Source organism: Paenirhizobium naphthalenivorans (assembly GCF_007992095.1).
Lineage (GTDB): Bacteria > Pseudomonadota > Alphaproteobacteria > Rhizobiales > Rhizobiaceae > Allorhizobium > Allorhizobium naphthalenivorans.
Genome location: NZ_BJZP01000004.1, coordinates 18,999 through 37,313, shown reverse-complemented (window position 1 = coordinate 37,313; position 18,315 = coordinate 18,999). Strand labels below are relative to the sequence as shown.

Here is an 18,315-nt window from a genome sequence, read left to right as displayed (position 1 = left end):
CCCTGGAAAGAGGCTTCCGAGGCAATGGAAAGGACGATGCGAACATCCATCGCCGCCGTGGCTTTTACGCCCGCATTCCTTGCCTTTTTCCTTGCTCAATCGGCCGCAGCCGAGAATGCCGGACAGACGATGCGGAGCATGAGGGAATTCCTCATCAAGGAGCCGGACTGCGCCGAGTTCACCGACCAATGCAGCATCTGCAAGGTCAAGGACGGCCTGCCGGTCTGCTCGACGCCATCGACCGCCTGCATCAAGGCGGCATATACGTGTACGCGACGAACGCAGCAGTAACAGCGCCACGCCCATGGTTTCCCTCTTCCCCCCGCTGGGAGAAGAGGGGCGTCATCTCTCGGCGCTCCCGCCCCGCTCGCTGGACTTAGACGCGCCGCCCAGCTAGCTTCATGACAAGCTCCGGGGCGTGGGAACCCGGGCACCCGCGACATAGAATAATACGCCGCCCCGAGGGAGGCCGTGATGCAAACACCCGCCATCGCTGAGGATTTCGCGCCCGACTGGGCGGCGATCGCCGTGGTCATTCTCGGCGTCACGGCCTTTTCCGTCGGCCAGGGGCTCACTTATCCGCTGATCGCGCTGGTGATGGACAGCCGGGGCGTATCGTCGAGCCTTGCCGGTCTGAACGCCTCCGTCTTTGCCGCGGGCCTCGCCACCTCGACACTGATGATCACCCGGCTGACGGCGCTCTTGCGCGGCGACCGGCTGATCGTCGCGGGGCTGATCGGCGCATCCGTGTCGCTCGCCGCCTTTGCCCTTTTCGATAGCCTTGCCGTGTGGTTCATCGCCCGCTACCTGCTCGGCTTTTCGACCAGCATCATCTTCACGGTCAGCGAGGCATGGCTGAACACGGCCTGCCCGGATCGTCTGCGCGGCCGCGTGTCCGGTATCTACGGCGCCAGCATGTGCGCAGGCTTTGCCGCAGGGCCGCTCGCCATACCGTTCGTTGGCACAAAGGACGGTTTTGCCTTCGCGCTGATTGCCGTCTACGTCGCCTTCGTCGCCTTCGCCTCCGTCATGCTCGGCCGCTTCGCCAAGACTCGTCCGGAGGCGTCCAGCGCCGGAGGCTTGATGCGGTTCGTGCGGGCCGCGCCGATTCTTGCCCTCATGGTCGTCGCCTTCGGGTTTTCCGACATCGCGGCGATCTCAACGATCCCGCTCTATTTCGTCGCGCGCGGCTATTCGGATAACTTCGCCGCCCTGGTGGTCACCATGGTGGCTTTACCGACAGCCCTTGCCCAGCCGCTGGTCGGCTGGCTGCTCGACCATGCCTCGCGCCCGCTGATCGCCGTTGGCTCGGCGCTCGCCTGCGGCGCAAGCTTCCTTCTGCTTCCCTTCCTCTCGTCAGAATACGCGCTGCTGGCAACCGTCTCCCTGCTCGGGGCGGCGAGCTTCTCGCTCTACACCTGCGCACTGACCCTGCTCGGAGACCAGTTTCGCGGCGGACTGCTGGTGTCGGGGGCGGCGGCCTATGGGCTGGCCTATGCGCTCGGCAGCGCCGCGGGATCCGGCGCGACCGGGGTCATCATGGACCTTTCACTGAACGCCGGACCGCTTTCTGTGGGCGCCATCATGCTGCTTTTTGCCTTGGCCTTCGCCATCGGCCTCAGGCGCCGCGCGCCGGCGGCCTGACCGGCCGGCAGTTCGGGCTGGATTTTGCCACGCCGATCTGCTTTGACCAGTGGATGCTGGAAACCTCGCCACCCGACATCTTCGACTGCCAGAGCTGCGGCGCCTGTTGCGCCTATTCGGCGGAGTGGCCGCGCTTTTCGCTGGAGACCGACGAGGAGATAGCCCGGATCCCCGACAAGTTCATCGCTGCCGATCTTTCCGGCATGAAGTTCGAGGCTGGCCGCTGCGCGGCACTGACTGGCGAGGTCGGCAAGCATGTCGGTTGCGCGGTCTATGCCGACCGGCCACAGGTCTGCCGCACCTGCATGCCGGGCGACGAGGAATGCAAGATGGCACGCGCAGAGTTCGGCTTCAGCCTCGACGGGTTGCCGGATCCGGAACGGTTCGTCTAGGCGGACTTGCCAGGAAGCGTGATCCCGGCCGTCTCCACGTCATGCCTATTTCCAGGCCGCGCGTCGGCAATCGGCAGGCAAGGATAGACGCGATACGGGAGATCGGAGCCGTCTTTGCAACAGTCAGCAACGGGCAAACGGTGGGGAGAAAAGACTGTTCGGGCCAGCCGGATCGCTGAGAGAAATCTTACAGCAAAGTCAGTGATTTTGATCTTTGACAGGTTGCCTCGATAGGGTTCCGCTCCTATGTTCCCGATCACAAGTTTTTCGCATTCTGTTGCCAAAAGGAGATACGACCATGGCTTTTGAATTGCCCGAACTGCCCTACGCTTATGACAGCCTCGCGCCCTATATGTCGGCCGAGACGCTCGAATATCACCACGACAAGCACCACAAGGCCTATGTCGACAACGGCAACAAGCTGGCTGCCGAAGCTGGCATGGGCGACCTGTCGGTCGAAGAAGTCGTCAAGAAGTCCTTCGGCACCAATGCCGGCCTCTTCAACAATGCCGCCCAGCACTACAACCACGTCCATTTCTGGAAGTGGATGAAGAAGGACGGCGGCGGCACCAAGCTGCCCGGCAAGCTGGAAGCGGCCATCGCTTCCGACCTCGGTGGCTACGACAAGTTCAAGGCTGACTTCATGGCTGCCGGTGCAACCCAGTTCGGCTCCGGCTGGGCCTGGCTCACCGTCAAGGATGGCAAGCTTGCCATCGCCAAGACCCCGAACGGCGAAAACCCGCTGGTTCATGGCGCGTCCCCGATCCTCGGCGTCGATGTCTGGGAACATTCCTACTACATCGACTACCGCAACGCCCGTCCGAAGTACCTCGAAGCCTTCGTCGACAACCTGATCAACTGGGACTACGTCTTGGAAATGTACGAAGCCGCCACGAAATAAGCCTCGTTCTCCGCGAGTCTTGAAAAAGCGCCCGGTGCATCTCGTTGCCCGGGCGTTTCCTTTTTGCCTGATCGGCACTGCGCCGATGACGGAACCTTAGCACCATCCGGGCGTTTCCCTCGGGAGCAGCCTTCAACAGGAAAGGATTTCCCATGGCCAACAACAACGACATGATGAACGAACTTCGCAGCCTCCAGGCCCAGGTCATGCATTTCAAGGAGTTGCTCTCTGCGGAAGGCGAAAAGGCCTCAGACGACGCGCGCGGCCGTGCCGCCGCCCTGATGAACGGCGCCGGTCGCAAGGTGCAGGACGCAGCGAGCCTTGCCAGGGACGAAGTCGTCAGCATGGGTTCGATCGTGCGCGAACATCCGACCGCGACGTCGACCGCCCTGCTCACCGCTGGTATTGTCGGCGGCCTCATCGGCTATTTCCTGGCGACCGCATCGCACTCGCCGTCCTACACGCCGCGCCGCTGGCTTTAAATTCACCATTTCCGCCAAACGAAACACCCGGCCTCTCGCGAGCGCCGGGTGTTTTGTCATGTATCCGATATTATGCCGGTGATCAGAATTCCGACCATTCCGGCTTGGTGGCAGCACCTCCACCGGAGAAGGCCTGACTGATGCGCCCGGCAAGGGCGCGCGCCGGCGAGGCGGCAGGCTTCGCATTGCTATCAGCGACGACCGGAGCCAGCGTGGATGATGCCCGTGCCTCTATCCGTGGCGGAACGGGCCGGGCCTGACGAACCGACGCGACCGCCTCAACCTGACCAAGCTGGAACTGGGCGATCAGCGCATTCAGCGAGGCGGCTTCGGTCTCCAGCGAGTGGCTGGCGGCCGTCTGTTGCTCAACCATCGCGGCGTTCTGCTGTGTGCCCTGGTCCATGGTGTTGACCGCTGTGTTGATCTCTTGCAACCCGGTCGATTGTTCGCGGGAAGCCGTGACGATCGCCGAGACATGCTGGCTGATCTCCCCGACGGCGGTCACGATCTTCTCCAGTTCCTTGCCAGTCTCGCCAACCAGCGCAACGCCGTTGCCGACCTGGGTCGTGGAGTTCGAGATCAACTGCTTGATCTCTTTGGCCGCGTTGGCGGAACGCTGGGCAAGCTCACGCACTTCCTGGGCAACCACGGCAAACCCCTTTCCGGCATCACCGGCACGAGCCGCTTCCACTCCGGCGTTAAGCGCAAGGAGGTTGGTCTGAAAGGCGATGTCCTCGATCACCCCGATGATATTGCTGATTTCGCCGGAGGATTTCTCGATCTCGGTCATCGCCTGGACGGCATTGCGCACAACCGTGCCGGAGCGCTCGGCCCCGGTGCGCGTGCTCGCGACCAGCTGACCGACATCTTCGGCACGACGCGCGGTGTCCTTGACCGTTGTCGTCACCTGTTCGAGCGCGGCTGCCGTTTCCTCAACGGAAGCGGCCTGCTGTTCGGTGCGCCGGGCGAGATCGTCGGCCGAGGCACGGATTTCGGAGGCGCCGGCATTGATCGCCGCGGCGTTGGCGCCGACGGAGCGTAGCGCGCTCTGGAGCTTCTCCAGCGAAGCGTTGAAGTTGACCCGGAGCGCATCCAGATGCTCGGCAAAACTTGTACTGATACGATAGGCGACATTGCCGTCGGCAAGGGCGGTCAGACCGGTTGCCAGCTGATCGACGGCAAAGGCGATTTCCTCGGCCTCACGCGCCTTGTCGGCCTCGGCACGACGGCGTTCCTGCTCGGCGCTGGCGCGCATAGTTTCAGTCTCACCGGCAAGCCGCAGCTTCTCGACTGCGGCATCCTTGAACACGACAACGGCCTTGGCCATTTTGCCCACTTCGTCCTCGCGGTCGAGGGCGGGCACGGTGACATCATGATCGCCGCCAGCGAGCCGCGACATGGCCTCGGTCATGCCGACGATCGGCGTGACGATCGCACGCGACAAAAGCCAGATCAGCACGACGGCGACGATACCGGCAATCGAGCCGCCAACCAACAGCGCGAGTTCAAGCGTGAGATGGGCGTTCGCCAGCGCAACCTGGTTCCTTGCGGACATAGTCGCAAGCTGGTCCTTGATCTTGCCCGCCTCCTCACGGAAGGCATCGAGCTGCCCCTTGGAAGCGTTGCGGCCAATCTCGATAACCTCGGCGATCGGCGCCTCGGTGTTCTTTCGTGCGGCGAGCTGCGGTTCGGTCAGCTCCTTGTGGAAGACATCGGCCGCAGCCTTCATCGCGTCGAGCGAGGCGATGATCGCGGCGTCGCCGGCGGCGGCTTTCTTCGCCTCTTCGATGTAACCAAGCATCTTCTCGCGCTGGGCGAAGACGTCATTATAGGTGCTCTCGCTGCGGAACAGCAGGTAGCCGCGCTGGTTCACCGCTTGCTCGAGCATGGATTCCAGGGCACGGTCGGAAAGAGAAAGGATATTTTCCGAACGCTGCTGCTCCACGGCCGCGAGCTTGGCGCGATAGGCCTCGACAAAAACAACCGCCGTCGCGAGAAAGCAGCTCGCCATGATGCCGAGGAAGGTGAGGATCAGCTTCTTGTTCAGGGAAACGTTCTTGAGGGACATGCGGGCTACTCTCTCGCGGATGCTCGCTCCGAAGGGATCGTGATACGGGCATCTGGGCACACTGGGGCTCGGACATGATTGGATCCTGCCGCGGCGGCGCCCGTCATGGTGCACCGTTCTATCCGCGCAGTCCGAACAATCACATCGAACATGCACAATCGCTATTATGATTCAGTTATGTCCCAGTGCGAGATTTCGCCTATGCAGATTTACTTACTCGGAACCACCAGGAGGATGTGCAGGTCCTTTTCCGGATAGAAATCGGTAGCGGTCATCTCGAAGGTCGTCGGACCGACCTTGCGGACGTTCTCACCACAGAAACTCACGTAGTTCTTCGTGTCCCCCTTATCGACGGTCAGCTTGAACTTGCCGATCGATCCACCCCAGTTGGCGCCGGTGGTGAGGATATAGGACATCCATTTTTCATAGAAATAGATGCCCGCATCATAGTCCTGCTGCTTTTCCAACTTGATCGCGGTCTTGAGGAAGGCATCGTCGAGGCAATAGCGTTCGCGATATTCGGCAAGCTGTTCCGTGGGCTTGCCGTCCTGCACGAAGGTCATCGCGACGGTGCCGCCAACGCTCGGTTTGTAGCTGTGATGGACCTTCACCTCGCGGCCGGCCGGGAAGGTTGTCCGCCACCAGTAAACCGTTTCCAGCTTCCACAACGGATAATAGTCCGGATCGGCTGGCTTGTCGGGGTCATAAGCCATGTTGACGATAAGCCCCCGCGTCTCCCAGTCCTTCAGCACATCCTGCGGCAGCTTGGCGATCGCCGCCCTTGTCACCTCGCTGAGCGGCAGGAGCGAGACGCCGCGGCTGACGATCTCGTCTGTCATGTCGATACCGTTGACGCTTGCCCGCTGCTGCAGGTTCGGTTCTATGCTCTGCCCGTCCTGCTGCACGGAGAAGCCCATGAAATTGGCGTGCTCGTAGTCATCAAGCGCGGCATTGAAGTCCATGAAGCCGCCGATCGCCGGCATCGGGAAGGCGACCAGCGTCTCGAGGTCGGTATCCGCCTGGTTCTTGAAGACGTAATCGACCCGAACCTCGCTCGGCGAGATGAACAGGTCCTCGCTCAGCATGTCGACCGCCTCCTGCCGAGTGTAGACGAGCCCACCGGCCTCCAGCACGGCGGAGGTGTCATTGGCCTTGGCCGGCGCAGCCAACGTCAAGGCGGCAAGGCCTGCAAGCACGACATTCTTCATAGCGTCATCCCCGAATTGAAAAGCGGCCGGAGCGGCCCTGTACCCAGTTAGAGGGCAAGACGAAGCCAAGTCAATCGGTCGGTGCGGCCTCATCTGGGCAAGTGGCAGCCATTGCCGCAAGACGGTGGTTCACGCGACTGAAGGTGGAGATGCAACGAACGAGAAAGGCTCTCGGAGCAAAGAAATTGCCACGCCGCGACCCGTTACGCCCCTTCTCCAACAAAAGGCTTGCACTTGTTGCCCCGGACCGCCATTGACAAGCCATGTCAGCACTTCCAGAACCCCAGCGTCTCGACCAGCTCCTGGTCGCCCTCGACCTTTTCGCCAGCCGCTCGCGCGCGCGCGACGCGATCCAGCGCGGCACCGTCAAGATCGACGGCAAGGTCGTCACCAAGCCGAGCCTGGTGTTTTCCGCCGAGCATGAATTCTCGATCGACGATCCGGCCCAGGATTACGTTTCGCGCGCCGCGCTGAAACTGGTCGCTGGCCTCGACCATTTCGGTCTGGACCCCGCAGGCTGCGACTGCCTCGACGTCGGCGCCTCGACTGGAGGCTTCACCGAAGTGCTGTTGAAACGCGGGGCCGCTCATGTCACGGCACTCGACGTCGGGCATGGCCAGTTTCATCCCCGCCTCGCCGCCGATCCCAGAGTGACCAGTATCGAGGGAGTGAACGCCCGTTACCTTGAGCCGGAAGACATCGACAGCAGGCCGATCGATTTCATCGTCTCCGACGTCTCCTTCATCTCGCTGAAGCTGGCGCTGGTGCCGGCACTCGACATGGCCGAGCCGGGTTGCCACTGTCTTTTGCTGGTCAAGCCGCAGTTCGAGGCCGGCCGCGACGCGATCAGCAAGGCAGGTTTGCTGAAGGAGCCGGAGACGGCACCGGCGGTCGCTGCAGAACTGGAGCGCTGGCTGACCGAGGATATGGGCTGGACGAGCCTTGGCCTCATTCCCTCGCCCATCGCCGGCGGCGACGGAAACGAGGAATTCCTGCTGGCCGGACTGAAGCCGGAGGCCGAAGAATGAGCGCGGAAACCGTCACTATCGACAGCCTCGGCGCCCAGGGCGACGGCATCTTCTATGCTTCGAATGGGCCGGTCTATGTGCCCTTCTCGCTGCCGGGCGAAACGCTCGCCATCGCGCGGGTGAAGGACCACGGCACGATCATGTCCTATGGCGAGACCTCGCCGGACCGCATTACCCCTGCCTGCCGGCACTTTGGTCCGGATGGCAAGGGCGGCAGTTGTGGCGGCTGCTCCCTGCAGCATATGGCAAAGCCCGCCTACAACGCCTTCAAGCGATCCCTCGTCGTCGCGGCGCTGAAGTCGAAGGGCATCGATGTGCCGGTCGGTGATCTGATCGAGGCCCATCCCGGCGAACGCCGGCGGGTGGTCTTTGCCGCACGCAGCACCGAAAAGGGATTGCTGATCGGCTTCAACCAAGCCGAAAGCCACCATATCGTCGCCATCGAGGAATGTCCGATCGCCTCTCCCGGCATCCTCGCCGGGCTCGAGGCCCTAAAGAAGATCGGCAACGCCGCCGCCACCACGGCCGAACCGTTCCGCATGACCGTGATCGAGACGCTGACGGGTCTCGACGTGGCAATCGACGGCATCAAGAAGCTCTCCGACAAGGAGCGCCGGGCGATCACCGAAACCGTGCTTGCTATGCGCGGTATCGCCCGCGTCGCGTTCAACGGCGAGATCGTGATCGAGCAGCGCAAACCGCTGATCGACATGTCCGGCGTCAGCGTCGCACCGCCACCCGGCGCCTTCACCCAGGCAACGGTCGCCGCCGAAGAGGCCATGGTGCGCCTGACGCTCGAGCATATCGGCAAGGTCAAACGCGTCGCCGACTTATTTGCCGGGGTCGGCACATTCGCGCTCAGACTGGCGCGCATTGCCCAGGTCCACGCGGTCGAAAGCGAAGAGCGGGCACTGAAGGCGCTCGACCATGCGGCCCGCAACACCCAGGGCCTGAAGCCCGTCTCGGTCGAGCGGCGTGATCTTTTCCGTCGCCCGCTGATGGTGTCGGAGCTGAAGACCTTCGACGCGGTCATCTTCGACCCGCCGCGGGCGGGTGCCGAAGAGCAATGCAAGGAACTGGCCCGTTCGGTGGTGAAGAAGATCGTTGCCGTCAGCTGCAATCCGCTGACGCTGGCGCGCGACCTGTCGATCCTGACCGCCGCCGGCTATCGCATCACCTCGGTAACGCCGATCGACCAGTTCCTCTGGACGTCGCATGTCGAAGTGGTAGCGACCCTGGTCAAGGGCTGAGGGCGGCGCGGACTACCGCGCGTAGAGCGTACCGCTGCCAACCATGCCGGAACAGCGGCAACGGCCGCCGACCCGTCCCGGACTGGCCGGACAGGAATACATCATCGAGGTCTCGGCACTGTCAGGCGGCTGGATCACGCAGAAGAAGCGCTGCGGCCGCACGCCGGGCGGTGGTGGTGCGCGGTTCGACTGGCTCTCGACGATCACGTTGTCGCTGTCAGCCAGAGCGGCTGTCGCGCCGGTCAGCACCGGCTCGGCCGCTCCCGCCAGGATGGCCACGAGCACCATGGCAAGACCCTTCATCCGTTTCCGCATCGTCCGCTCCTTCTGCTCGGTCGGTCCCGAACAGGAAACCGCGAAATCATTAAAGAAGCGCGAAGGGGCACAAATGTGGCCTATCGCGATCAGCGTCAAAGCAAGGCGGCGCCGGCTTGAGGCCCACGCCGTCGTCCCTGGGAGGGACCTCCTTGGAGAATACCCACCACAGAGGCGTCCGATGGGTTTTCGGCGAGACGGTTTTCAGTTCCGTGCCTTGGTCATGAAAGCTTCGAAAGCGGCGCGAGCCTCGGCGCTGGTCAGGCGCTCGACGAAGAACTTCAGCTCCTCCTCCATGCGTGCGAGCAGCTCGCCGCGATCGCCACGGATCAGATCGCGGGCTATGCGCATGGCTTCCGGCGGCTTGGCGGCGAGCGAAGCGGCAAGCCTCAGCGTCTCGGCCTCGACCTCGACCGGGGCAACGACCTTCCAGATCAGACCGGCTTCCCTGGCTTGCTCGGCGGAAAAGCCTTCGCTGGCAGCCAGCATGGCAAAGGCGCGCTGGTGTCCCATTGCTCTCGGCGCAAGCAGGCTGGAACCGGCTTCCGGAACGAGAGCCAGGTCGACGAAAGGCGTCTTGAACAGGCTACGGTCGGAAGCGATCGTCATGTCGCAATGCATCTGGATCGTCGTACCGATGCCGATGGCAAGACCATCGACGCCCGAGACGACTGGCTTTGAAACACTCCACAAAGCCCGGAGGAAGCCGAAGGCGGCCGGTTCGCCCACCGCGCCGGCCATAGCGAAGGCGAGGAAATCAGCCATATCGTTGCCGGCCGAGAAACAGCCTTCGGTGCCGAGGAAAGCGACAGCGTGGATCGCCGCGTCATCCTCAGCCTGAAGCAGACCTTCGGCCATTCTGGCATACATGGCCTGGGTAATGGCGTTCTTCTTTTCCGGCCGGTTGAAGCGGATCACCAGCACGCCTGGGTAAGCTTCAGGACGTTCGAGCAGGATGTGGTCGGTCATGGATATCTCCCAGTTGGTGTCTCAGTTCCTATGAGGGAGATCGTTTCAAACGAAAACTCCCGCGCCGGCCCGCCGGCCATCTCCCCGCAAGGAGCGAGAAAACTGCAGCCAGCTTTCGGCCGTATGTCCAACAGTGGCGGCACGCTAGGCCCCTCCCCTTCGTGGGGAGGGGTTGTTGGGGAAGGGATCCTCAGGCGAACAGCACACGCGCGGCTGTCAGGCTCGCTTCGCCGTTGATGACACGGTCCTTCAGTGCCGCGGTCTCGGCGATCAGGTTCTCAGCGGCGAAGCGGCAGAGCGCGACGCGATGATCGCGACCGTGGCCCTCGTCGGCGAGCGCACCCTTGGCAAGATATGTGCCGGTCAGGGCCAGACCGAACAGGCGCTGGTAGGCGGTGGCGCCGGCGAGAGCGGCGGCCACATTGCCTTCACCAAGACGGGCGAGCAGCCATTCGGTCGTCTCCTCGAGGTCGGCAAGACTTGCGTCCAGCCGGTCGGCGGTGGTGCCGAAGCCGTCGAGGTTGGAACCACGCACCGCCTTGGCGATGTCCTTCAGTTCGGCGATGAAGCCGCGCACCTGGCCGCCATCCGATAGCGGCAGCTTGCGGGTGACAAGATCGGCCGCCTGGATGCCATTGGTGCCTTCATAGATCGGAGCGATACGGGCGTCACGCAGATAGCGGGCAGCACCGGTCTCTTCGATGAAACCCATACCACCGTGTACCTGGATGCCCATCGACGCGACATCGACGCCGGCATCGGTGGCAAAGGACTTGGCGATCGGTGTCAGAAGCGCGCCGCGCTCCGCCCACTTCTTCGCCTCCGCGCCGTCCGTGTGATGCGACATGTCGATGGCATGGGCGCAGGAATAGCAGATGGCGCGCGAGCCCTGCGTCAGCGCCTTCATGGTGACAAGCGTGCGGGCGACGTCCGGATGCTCGATGATCGGGCTCATGCCGGCCCCGGTCCAACCCGGCGCCCTGCCCTGGGTGCGTTCCTTGGCGTATTCGACCGCCTTCTGGGTCGCCGCTTCACAGATCGCCACACCCTGCATGCCGACCGCGAGGCGGGCGTTGTTCATCATGGTGAACATGCAGGCGAGCCCCTTGTTCTCCTCGCCGATCAGATAGCCAACGGCGCCCGGTTCGTCACCGAACTTGCCGTCGCCGTAGATCATCGTGCAGGTCGGCGAGCCATGGATGCCGAGCTTGTGTTCGAGCGAATGGCAATGCAGATCGTTGCGGGCGCCGATCGAGCCGTCGTCATTGAGCAGGAACTTCGGCACGAGGAAGAGCGAGATGCCACGCGTGCCGGCCGGCGCGTCTGGCAGACGGGCGAGAACCAGATGGACGATATTGTCGGTGATCTCATGTTCGCCCCAGGTGATGAAGATCTTCTGACCGAAGATGCGATAGCTGCCGTCGTCGCGGCGCTCAGCGCGCGACTTCATCACGCCGAGGTCGGAGCCGGCATGCGGCTCGGTCAGGTTCATCGAGGCGGTCCATTCGCCGGACACCATCTTGTGCAGGAATTTTTCCTTGAGTTCGGCGCTGCCGTGGGTGGCAAGCGCTTCCGAAGCGCCCATGGTCAGCGTCGGCCCGAGCGCGAAGGCCATGGAGCCGGAATTCCACATCTCCAGCGCCGCGACGTTGAGCATATGCGGCAGGGCCTGCCCGCCGAACTCTTCCGGCGCGACCAGCGAATTCCAGCCGCCTTCGGCCCAATGCCGGTAAAGCTCGGCCCAGCCGTCCGGAACGATGACCTTGCCGTCGACCATGCGGGCACCCTGCTTGTCGCCGATCTCGGCGAGCGGTGCCACCTCGTCGGAGGCAAAACGTCCGGCTTCAACCAGGATGGCATCGACGAGGTCGTCGCTCAGATCACCCAGTCGCCCCTGTTCGAGCGCATCTGCCATTCCGGCGACATGCTTGAGGGTGAACGCGATTTCGTCTACCGGCGCCTTGTACATGGGTTTCTCCTCCTGGATACGACTGGCGGTTTCCCGCGCGGCCGGCTTCGCGGCGACGGCGGAAACGTGTCGTTTTGGCTAGTTGATTTTTACGTAAACGTCAAACCGTTTTGCGGTCCGACTACCCCGACAGACCAGACCAAGAGCTAGCCGATCCGGGCCAGGTCGAACAGTGGCGGCGCGCCGAATAAGCCCAAAGTTGGACGATGCACGTTGTAGACAAATGGCCTAGCTGAGGGATCCAGCGAAGCTGCCCCCCGGAACCGATGCCATGACTCTCGACCGATCTCTCGCCATCACCACCGCTGCCTTTTTCGCCCTCATCCTGTCGATCAGCGGCTTGGTCGTGGTCGGCGGCAGCCAGAGGCAGCTCGACACCGGCAAGATGAACGAAATGCAGGCGACGGCGCTGCTTCTGACCTCGTCCATGGCGCAGGCGGCGAGCCTCTCGGCCACCCATGCGGACCGGATCGCCAACGATCCGCAAGTCGTGGCGCTGATGAAGGCCGGCGACCGGGACGGTCTCGCCCGGATGCTGAAGCCCAGCTACGAAGCGCTTGCCAGCGAGGCAGGTGTCAACATGCTGCATTTCCACACCGTGGACATCAAGAGCTTCCTGCGCGTCCAGGACCCCACGAATTTCGGCCAGGACCTGTCGGCCATCCGCCCGATGATCCTTGCCGCCAACCGCAGCCGTGTCTTGCAGAAGGGGCTAGAGGTGGGACTGGCCGGCTTGAGCCTGCGCGCCGTCGCACCGATCCAGGACGGCGAAACGCTGGTCGGCACGGTCGAAGTGGGCGTGGATCTCAAGAGCCTGCTCGAACTGGCGAAATCCGCCTCGGGCGCCGACTTCGCCCTGTTCCTCAGCCAGGCGATGACCGGCGTCGTACCAAAGGGCGCCGACGCCTCGAAGGAGCCAGCAGGCCTCGCCATCGAAGCGGCCACAAATACGACACTGTTCCAGGCGCTCCAGGACCGCCGCGCCATCGGCCTGTCGCGTGAACCCGTGCAAGGCACGGCTCGCATCGACGACCGGCGCTACGGCACCTTCTCCCAGCCGCTCCTCGACTACAGCGGGCGAATGATCGGCGCGATCCTGATCGTGCGCGATTTCTCCGGGCTCGACAGCGGCTTTCTCCGTGCCGTGGCGACGGCAATGATCGTCGTGGTCGTCGGGATGATCGCCGCCTTTTCTGTCGTCATGATCGCGGTGCGCGCCATGGTCGTCCGGCCGCTGGCAGCCCTTGCCACATACGCCGAGATGCGCGCGAGCGGAAAGCCGCTCGATGATGCTCCTGCCGCAAGCGGCCTTGCCGACTACACCCGCCTGCATGACGCGATCGATGCCCTGGCGGCCGGACACAGCCCGCCCCGCGGCGGGGCCGACGGAGGCTCCGCATGAAGCCCACGCGATTGCCACGACTGTTTCTCATCCTCCTTTCCGGCTGGTTGGCGCTTGCCCATTCCGCCGCCGCCGCGCAGGACACCTCACCGCCTTTACCGCGGGAAATCCGTCTGCCGGTGTCTGTCCATTTCGCCATGCGCGTCCTCGGCCTTTCCCGCCTCACCGAAACAACCGGCGAGGCATCGATGACGATCGAAATGACCGAGCGCTGGCGCGACCCGAGCCAGGCCTTCGACCCGAAGGTGACCGGTTTCGGCCGTTTCGATTATGTCGGCGCCGATGCGGACGCCAGGCTCAGACAGATGTGGACACCCGGCACGGAGATCGAGAACCAGATCAGCGAACCACGGTCCAGCTCGGTATCGCTTTCTGTGCGCAGTGATGGCACCGTGACCCGCATTCGCCGGCTGGATGCGGACTTCCGGGTCGACGTCGACATGCAGACCTTTCCGTTCGATCAGCAGCAGTTGACGCTTTCGCTCGTAACACCCCGCCATTCGGCGGACGAGGTGATCTTCGTGATGAACGACATCGACCGGGAACTGTCATCGGTCGCCAAGGAGCTTTCGGCATCCAACTGGACCGCACGCTCGCTCCAGTTCGTCATGGAGCGGTTCTACGGCTGGAACGCCAAACCCTTCGTACGAATCAGGGCCTCGACTGTGGTCTCTCGGCAGTGGCCACACTACCTGCTGCCAATCTTCATTCCGTTTGTCGCCGTTCTGTCAGTATCGCTGTTCATCCTCTGGGCACCGGAGAAGCTTCTTGGCGATAAGGCGCCGATGACCTACTCGGCGCTTCTGGCACTCGCGGCCTTGAGCTTCACCTATGAATCAAGCTTTCCAGGCTCGATCTCGATGAATTCGCCGGTCGCCTTCATGGTCTCGCTCGGCTATTTCTATCTCGTCCTGGTGCTGCTGCTGAACATCATTCTGGTCTATTCGAACTTCCCGGGAAAGCTGCGCTTTGCCCATCTCGAACCGGCGATTCGCGCCAATATCCGCTACAGTGTGCCGGCGAGTTTTGTGCTGATCTGCGTCTGCTCGGTCGCGCGCTCGCTGCTGTAAAGGCTTGAGCAAAGGCTTGAGCGCAGGCCCAGCCTGCCGCAGGGTGGTTGCCGATTCCAACGGCGCAAAAAGGGTTCGGTGTGCTTAATCCAGGAGCGCACCACAGGCAATGGCACTTGAGCCGCACCCTTGCGGACAAAAAAATGCCCGGCTGATGGCCGGGCATTTTCATCCATCACGGCCTTGCGGCGCCGGTTCAGTAGTAGGGCGAATAGCAGCGCTGACGTGGGCCGTGATACGGCTGGAACGTGTTGCTATAGGCATCATAGGACCGATAGCGGTTCGCGCACCACTGATAATGCTTGGGGTTGATGCCTGCGGCACGCGGCGCGGTAGGCGTCGCGATGGCGCCGCCGATGATCGCGCCGGCGGCAAAAGCGGCAAGCGGGAACCAATATCCATTGTGGTAACGGTAGCCCGGCCGGCGATGAAGGGAACCACGATAGCCACGATAGTACCGCGGCGGGCGACGGTAATCGACATTGGTTACATCGGACGGAGCCTTGATGACCGGGGCGGGCAGTGGCATGGCCGCCTGGCTAGGCACGAAGCTCGTGAGGACGACTGCTGAGGCCAGCACAAGCGCGGCCAGGCGCTTCATCTTGGTTTTCATTTCAGTTCTCCATTCCCTGCGTTTGTGGTGCATGCACTATGACGAGACGCGCTTCGCATCACCGCCACGATCGGCTTCGCCGAAGGAGAGCATGATAAGCGAAAGCCAGCGTCGACAGTAGGTAAATCTGCCTGAACACGACATTAACAATCGGAGAATCGCACCTGACTGCCCGGAGGACATCACCGTGTCGAAACCCCGTCTCCAAACGCACCTCGGGCCCTTCGGTTCCGTCCCAAAACGAACGACGGTCGGCCACCGACACAGCGTCCGCCGTCACTGACATAAAGAAGCAAGGCAAGGCGGTAATCGCGGATCAGGCCTCGATTTCAACGTCGCCTTTCGGCCGCGAGCAGCAGGCGAGGATGTAGCCTTCGTCGATCTCGTCGTCGAGAATGCCGCCATTGTGGTTCATCTCGACCTCGCCGGACAACTTCATCACCTTGCAAGTGCCGCACAATCCGGATTCGCAGGCAGCACCGATGCGCACACCGCTGGCGCGGGCGGCCTGGAGCAGCGTATGGCCCGGCTCACACAGCCCCTGCTTGCCGGACATGGTAAAGGTCACCTTTGTCGGCTTCGCCTCGTCGCCATAGTCAGCGACAACGACCGGCAGTTCCGGCGCGACCGGCTGGAAGGTCTCCTCGTGGTAGCGACTCATGTCGAAGCCGGCGCCTTCCAGAGATTCACGCACGGTCGCCATGAACGGGGCCGGACCGCAGCAAAACACCGTGCGGTCGAGATAGTCAGGTGCCAGAAGAGCAATCTTGGCCTTGTCTATGAAACCCCGCAGACCCGACCAGAATTGCGACCGCTGCAACTGCTCGACAATGACGCCAAGCTGGAAATAGGGCAGATGGCGGGCCCGGTATTCCAGTTCGGCGCGGAAGATGATGTCGTCGGGCGAGCGGGCACAATGAATGAAGGCCATATCCGTGTCCGGCTCGCGGTCGGCCATGTCGCGGGTCATCGACATCATCGGCGTAATGCCGGAACCAGCCGAGATGAACAGATATTTCTCGCCGGGATGCTTCACATAGGAGAAGTCGCCGAGCGGGCCGATCGCCTTCAGCTTCATGCCGGGCTTGAGATTGTCGAACATCCAGCGGGTGCCGATCGAATCCTTCTGCGCCTTGACTGTCACTGCGATGGTGTAGGGGCGCGACGGGCTGGATGACAGCGTGTAGGTGCGCATCACCGGTTCCGGCCCGACCGGGATTTCCAGCGTCACGAACTGACCAGGCAGATAGCGGAACCAGTGTCCGGGACGCTCGGGCTTGAATGTGAAGGTCATCACATCCGGCGCTTCCGGCGTCCAGGCCACGCATTCGAGCAGGTGTTCGCGGTCCGACCAGGGCCGCATCTCATCGACGTGTCTGTATGCGCTCGCCTTGCTCATGCCACGACCGAAAGCTTGGCCTTGTCGCCCTGCAGGCGTTCGACCATGAAATTGGAATACCATTCGACGAACTGCATCACACCGCCCTCATGATCGACGGAATAGGGCCCCGGCTCATAGGCCGGAGACCTGATGCCAAAGGCGTTTTCCTCGACGATGGCGCGGTCCTGATCGTTGGTCATCTTCCAGACATGGGTGAGTTCGTCGACATTGTAGTCAACGCCTTCGACGGCATCCTTGTGGACAAGCCAGGTGGTGGTGACGGCGGTTTCCTCGGCCGAGATCGGCAAGACACGGAAGGAGATAGCGTGGTCGACGAGAATGTGGTTCCAGGTGGTCGGATAGTGAAACAGCAGCATGGTTCCGATGTGCGAAACGGTGACGTCATCGGAAAGCGGCCGCTTGACGGCACGCTTGCCGGACATCGTATAGCTTTCGGCATCCTGGATCAGCGGCATACGGGCGACGCGGAACTGGCCGGACGGATCCATGGTGAACTCCGACGGCAAGCCGGCGGCCTCGCAGCGCGCCCAGTGTTCGGTGATGACCGGATCGTCCTTGGCGCCCTGCACGCCGGTGGCCGAGGGGGCCTCGGGATAGGTGCGGCAGAGTTCCGGATGATTACCGGCGCAATGATAGCACTCGCGATTATTCTCCCAGACGAGCTTCCAATTGCCCTTCTCGATGATCGTGTTGCGATGTGCGACCTTGGCTTCCGACAGCCGATGCGGCTTGAGATAGGGCTCGATCGTCGCCCGGACCGGTGCGAAGTCCGATGCCTCGTTGGCCAGGCAGATAAAGATATAACCGCCAACGCTTTCGCAATGGACCGGCTTCAGGCCGAAATCCTGCTTGTCGAAGCTCTCGCCCATCTGCCGGGCGAAGACCAGCGAACCGTCAAGGTCGTAGGTCCACTGGTGATAGGGGCAGACAAGCTTGGCGGATGCGCCGCGCTCCTGGGTGCAGACGCGGTGGCCACGGTGGCGGCAAGTGTTGTGGAAGGCACGGATCACCTGATCCTTGCCGCGCACGATCACCACCGGGTAATCGCCGATCTGGGCGGTGACGTAATTACCGGCGCGCGGGATCTCGCAGTCATGGCCGACGAACAGCCAATCACGATACCAGATCGTCTCCATGTCGAGTTTGAAATAGTCCTGGTCGATATAGAAGGGTTGCTCCAGGCTGAAACCATCCCGGCGGTTCTTCAGCTGCCGCAAAACTGTGTTGTGCAAGTCCATTGTCGTCCTCGTTATCCGTTCGTCGTGGCAGAGAACGAGGCCATGCGCGGACCGAGACGTCGTGCGACGCCGGCCTGAGCCGTCTCGGGCCGCCCGCCGCGACCGTCAATCCATTCCATTCTCAAAGGCTGGTTTCCGGGCTCTGGAGCGGTCCTTCCCCGGACCGCATGCGGCACCTTCCCAGGACAATCGCCCCAGTGGTCTTTGGCCGTCACGCATTCTCCACTACCGTTGCGGGGGCAGCGCCGGAATTCGACCGGCTTCCCGATTTCCCGCCCTTCCCTAGCCGGGCGGCACCTCGAGTTCAGGGTCATATAAGCACAGAGACAGAGCGTCGCCGCATTGCGAAACGACACGGCCTCAA

At 62.7% G+C, this 18,315-nt stretch carries 17 protein-coding genes and 1 riboswitch; of the genes, 9 read left to right on the top strand and 8 right to left on the bottom strand.

Going from position 1 to position 18,315, the window contains the following annotated elements:
- The first annotated feature begins 36 nt into the window (after nt 1–36).
- From RNA01_RS05200 to RNA01_RS05180, 5 genes are all read left to right on the top strand, one after another.
- On the top strand, nt 37–291 hold the full coding sequence (locus RNA01_RS05200; RefSeq protein WP_147178912.1) for a hypothetical protein: 255 nt from the start codon (nt 37–39) through the stop codon (nt 289–291).
- A 183-nt stretch (nt 292–474) separates the two neighbouring features.
- Nucleotides 475–1,644: an MFS transporter gene (locus tag RNA01_RS05195; RefSeq protein ID WP_147178911.1), complete on the top strand. Its 1,170-nt coding sequence runs from the start codon at nt 475–477 to the stop codon at nt 1,642–1,644.
- A 53-nt stretch (nt 1,645–1,697) separates the two neighbouring features.
- Entirely contained in the window at nt 1,698–2,036 is a 339-nt protein-coding gene (locus tag RNA01_RS05190) for a YkgJ family cysteine cluster protein (RefSeq protein ID WP_147178910.1), read from the top strand.
- 298 nt (nt 2,037–2,334) lie between these two features.
- On the top strand, nt 2,335–2,937 hold the full coding sequence (locus RNA01_RS05185) for a superoxide dismutase (RefSeq protein WP_147178909.1): 603 nt from the start codon (nt 2,335–2,337) through the stop codon (nt 2,935–2,937).
- 152 nt (nt 2,938–3,089) lie between these two features.
- A complete protein-coding gene (locus tag RNA01_RS05180) occupies nt 3,090–3,419 on the top strand; it encodes a hypothetical protein (RefSeq protein WP_147178908.1) in 330 nt (109 codons plus the stop codon).
- 82 nt (nt 3,420–3,501) lie between these two features.
- Here the strand turns inward: RNA01_RS05180 and RNA01_RS05175 are convergent, their stop codons facing one another.
- Together RNA01_RS05175 and RNA01_RS05170 are read right to left on the bottom strand one after the other, a co-directional pair.
- The gene (locus RNA01_RS05175) at nt 3,502–5,487 is read right to left on the bottom strand and encodes a methyl-accepting chemotaxis protein (protein WP_147178907.1); all 1,986 of its coding nucleotides are present in this window, start codon (nt 5,485–5,487) and stop codon (nt 3,502–3,504) included.
- Between the two features lie 209 nt (nt 5,488–5,696).
- Nucleotides 5,697–6,695, bottom strand: a complete 999-nt coding sequence (locus RNA01_RS05170; protein ID WP_147178906.1) for a DUF4424 domain-containing protein — start codon at nt 6,693–6,695, stop codon at nt 5,697–5,699.
- 263 nt (nt 6,696–6,958) lie between these two features.
- Here RNA01_RS05170 and RNA01_RS05165 point away from each other — a divergent pair, with 263 nt between their 5' ends.
- Together RNA01_RS05165 and RNA01_RS05160 are read left to right on the top strand one after the other, a co-directional pair.
- Nucleotides 6,959–7,723 carry a TlyA family RNA methyltransferase gene (locus RNA01_RS05165; RefSeq protein WP_147178905.1) on the top strand — a complete coding sequence of 255 codons (765 nt, stop codon included), beginning with the start codon at nt 6,959–6,961 and terminating at the stop codon, nt 7,721–7,723.
- Nucleotides 7,720–8,973: a class I SAM-dependent RNA methyltransferase gene (locus tag RNA01_RS05160; protein WP_147178904.1), complete on the top strand. Its 1,254-nt coding sequence runs from the start codon at nt 7,720–7,722 to the stop codon at nt 8,971–8,973. Before RNA01_RS05165 ends, RNA01_RS05160 begins: the two co-directional genes overlap by 4 nt.
- A 12-nt stretch (nt 8,974–8,985) precedes the next feature.
- Here RNA01_RS05160 and RNA01_RS05155 read toward each other — a convergent pair whose 3' ends face one another.
- The 3 genes from RNA01_RS05155 to RNA01_RS05145 form a co-directional block, all read right to left on the bottom strand.
- Nucleotides 8,986–9,288 (bottom strand): hypothetical protein, encoded by a 303-nt coding sequence (locus RNA01_RS05155; RefSeq protein WP_147178903.1) that lies wholly within the window; start codon nt 9,286–9,288, stop codon nt 8,986–8,988.
- Between the two features lie 204 nt (nt 9,289–9,492).
- Nucleotides 9,493–10,257 carry a crotonase/enoyl-CoA hydratase family protein gene (locus RNA01_RS05150; protein ID WP_147178902.1) on the bottom strand — a complete coding sequence of 255 codons (765 nt, stop codon included), beginning with the start codon at nt 10,255–10,257 and terminating at the stop codon, nt 9,493–9,495.
- A 190-nt stretch (nt 10,258–10,447) separates the two neighbouring features.
- A complete protein-coding gene (locus RNA01_RS05145) occupies nt 10,448–12,226 on the bottom strand; it encodes an acyl-CoA dehydrogenase family protein (RefSeq protein ID WP_147178901.1) in 1,779 nt (592 codons plus the stop codon).
- A 271-nt stretch (nt 12,227–12,497) separates the two neighbouring features.
- Here RNA01_RS05145 and RNA01_RS05140 point away from each other — a divergent pair, with 271 nt between their 5' ends.
- The gene (locus tag RNA01_RS05140) at nt 12,498–13,628 is read left to right on the top strand and encodes a cache domain-containing protein (protein WP_147178900.1); all 1,131 of its coding nucleotides are present in this window, start codon (nt 12,498–12,500) and stop codon (nt 13,626–13,628) included.
- A complete protein-coding gene (locus tag RNA01_RS05135; RefSeq protein WP_147178899.1) occupies nt 13,625–14,698 on the top strand; it encodes a ligand-gated ion channel in 1,074 nt (357 codons plus the stop codon). Before RNA01_RS05140 ends, RNA01_RS05135 begins: the two co-directional genes overlap by 4 nt.
- Before the next feature lie 196 nt (nt 14,699–14,894).
- Here the strand turns inward: RNA01_RS05135 and RNA01_RS05125 are convergent, their stop codons facing one another.
- The 3 genes from RNA01_RS05125 to RNA01_RS05115 form a co-directional block, all read right to left on the bottom strand.
- Complete coding sequence (locus RNA01_RS05125; RefSeq protein ID WP_147178898.1) at nt 14,895–15,311, bottom strand: BA14K family protein; 417 nt, start codon at nt 15,309–15,311, stop codon at nt 14,895–14,897.
- A gap of 316 nt (nt 15,312–15,627) precedes the next feature.
- Nucleotides 15,628–16,710, bottom strand: a complete 1,083-nt coding sequence (locus RNA01_RS05120) for an FAD-binding oxidoreductase (protein ID WP_147178897.1) — start codon at nt 16,708–16,710, stop codon at nt 15,628–15,630.
- Complete coding sequence (locus RNA01_RS05115; protein WP_147178896.1) at nt 16,707–17,951, bottom strand: aromatic ring-hydroxylating oxygenase subunit alpha; 1,245 nt, start codon at nt 17,949–17,951, stop codon at nt 16,707–16,709. The genes RNA01_RS05120 and RNA01_RS05115 overlap by 4 nt, the downstream gene beginning before the upstream one ends.
- A 108-nt stretch (nt 17,952–18,059) precedes the next feature.
- A riboswitch (cobalamin riboswitch) is annotated at nt 18,060–18,267 on the bottom strand.
- Between the last annotated feature and the right edge of the window lie 48 nt (nt 18,268–18,315).

What these genes read in the sequence shown, in the direction of transcription:
- RNA01_RS05200 (WP_147178912.1), top strand. Translation starts at nt 37, where the DNA reads ATGCGAACATCCATCGCCGCCGTGGCTTTTACGCCCGCATTCCTTGCC.
- RNA01_RS05195 (WP_147178911.1), top strand. Translation starts at nt 475, where the DNA reads ATGCAAACACCCGCCATCGCTGAGGATTTCGCGCCCGACTGGGCGGCG.
- RNA01_RS05190 (WP_147178910.1), top strand. Translation starts at nt 1,698, where the DNA reads ATGCTGGAAACCTCGCCACCCGACATCTTCGACTGCCAGAGCTGCGGC.
- RNA01_RS05185 (WP_147178909.1), top strand. Translation starts at nt 2,335, where the DNA reads ATGGCTTTTGAATTGCCCGAACTGCCCTACGCTTATGACAGCCTCGCG.
- RNA01_RS05180 (WP_147178908.1), top strand. Translation starts at nt 3,090, where the DNA reads ATGGCCAACAACAACGACATGATGAACGAACTTCGCAGCCTCCAGGCC.
- RNA01_RS05175 (WP_147178907.1), bottom strand. Translation starts at nt 5,487, where the DNA reads ATGTCCCTCAAGAACGTTTCCCTGAACAAGAAGCTGATCCTCACCTTC.
- RNA01_RS05170 (WP_147178906.1), bottom strand. Translation starts at nt 6,695, where the DNA reads ATGAAGAATGTCGTGCTTGCAGGCCTTGCCGCCTTGACGTTGGCTGCG.
- RNA01_RS05165 (WP_147178905.1), top strand. Translation starts at nt 6,959, where the DNA reads ATGTCAGCACTTCCAGAACCCCAGCGTCTCGACCAGCTCCTGGTCGCC.
- RNA01_RS05160 (WP_147178904.1), top strand. Translation starts at nt 7,720, where the DNA reads ATGAGCGCGGAAACCGTCACTATCGACAGCCTCGGCGCCCAGGGCGAC.
- RNA01_RS05155 (WP_147178903.1), bottom strand. Translation starts at nt 9,288, where the DNA reads ATGCGGAAACGGATGAAGGGTCTTGCCATGGTGCTCGTGGCCATCCTG.
- RNA01_RS05150 (WP_147178902.1), bottom strand. Translation starts at nt 10,257, where the DNA reads ATGACCGACCACATCCTGCTCGAACGTCCTGAAGCTTACCCAGGCGTG.
- RNA01_RS05145 (WP_147178901.1), bottom strand. Translation starts at nt 12,226, where the DNA reads ATGTACAAGGCGCCGGTAGACGAAATCGCGTTCACCCTCAAGCATGTC.
- RNA01_RS05140 (WP_147178900.1), top strand. Translation starts at nt 12,498, where the DNA reads ATGACTCTCGACCGATCTCTCGCCATCACCACCGCTGCCTTTTTCGCC.
- RNA01_RS05135 (WP_147178899.1), top strand. Translation starts at nt 13,625, where the DNA reads ATGAAGCCCACGCGATTGCCACGACTGTTTCTCATCCTCCTTTCCGGC.
- RNA01_RS05125 (WP_147178898.1), bottom strand. Translation starts at nt 15,311, where the DNA reads ATGAAAACCAAGATGAAGCGCCTGGCCGCGCTTGTGCTGGCCTCAGCA.
- RNA01_RS05120 (WP_147178897.1), bottom strand. Translation starts at nt 16,710, where the DNA reads ATGAGCAAGGCGAGCGCATACAGACACGTCGATGAGATGCGGCCCTGG.
- RNA01_RS05115 (WP_147178896.1), bottom strand. Translation starts at nt 17,951, where the DNA reads ATGGACTTGCACAACACAGTTTTGCGGCAGCTGAAGAACCGCCGGGAT.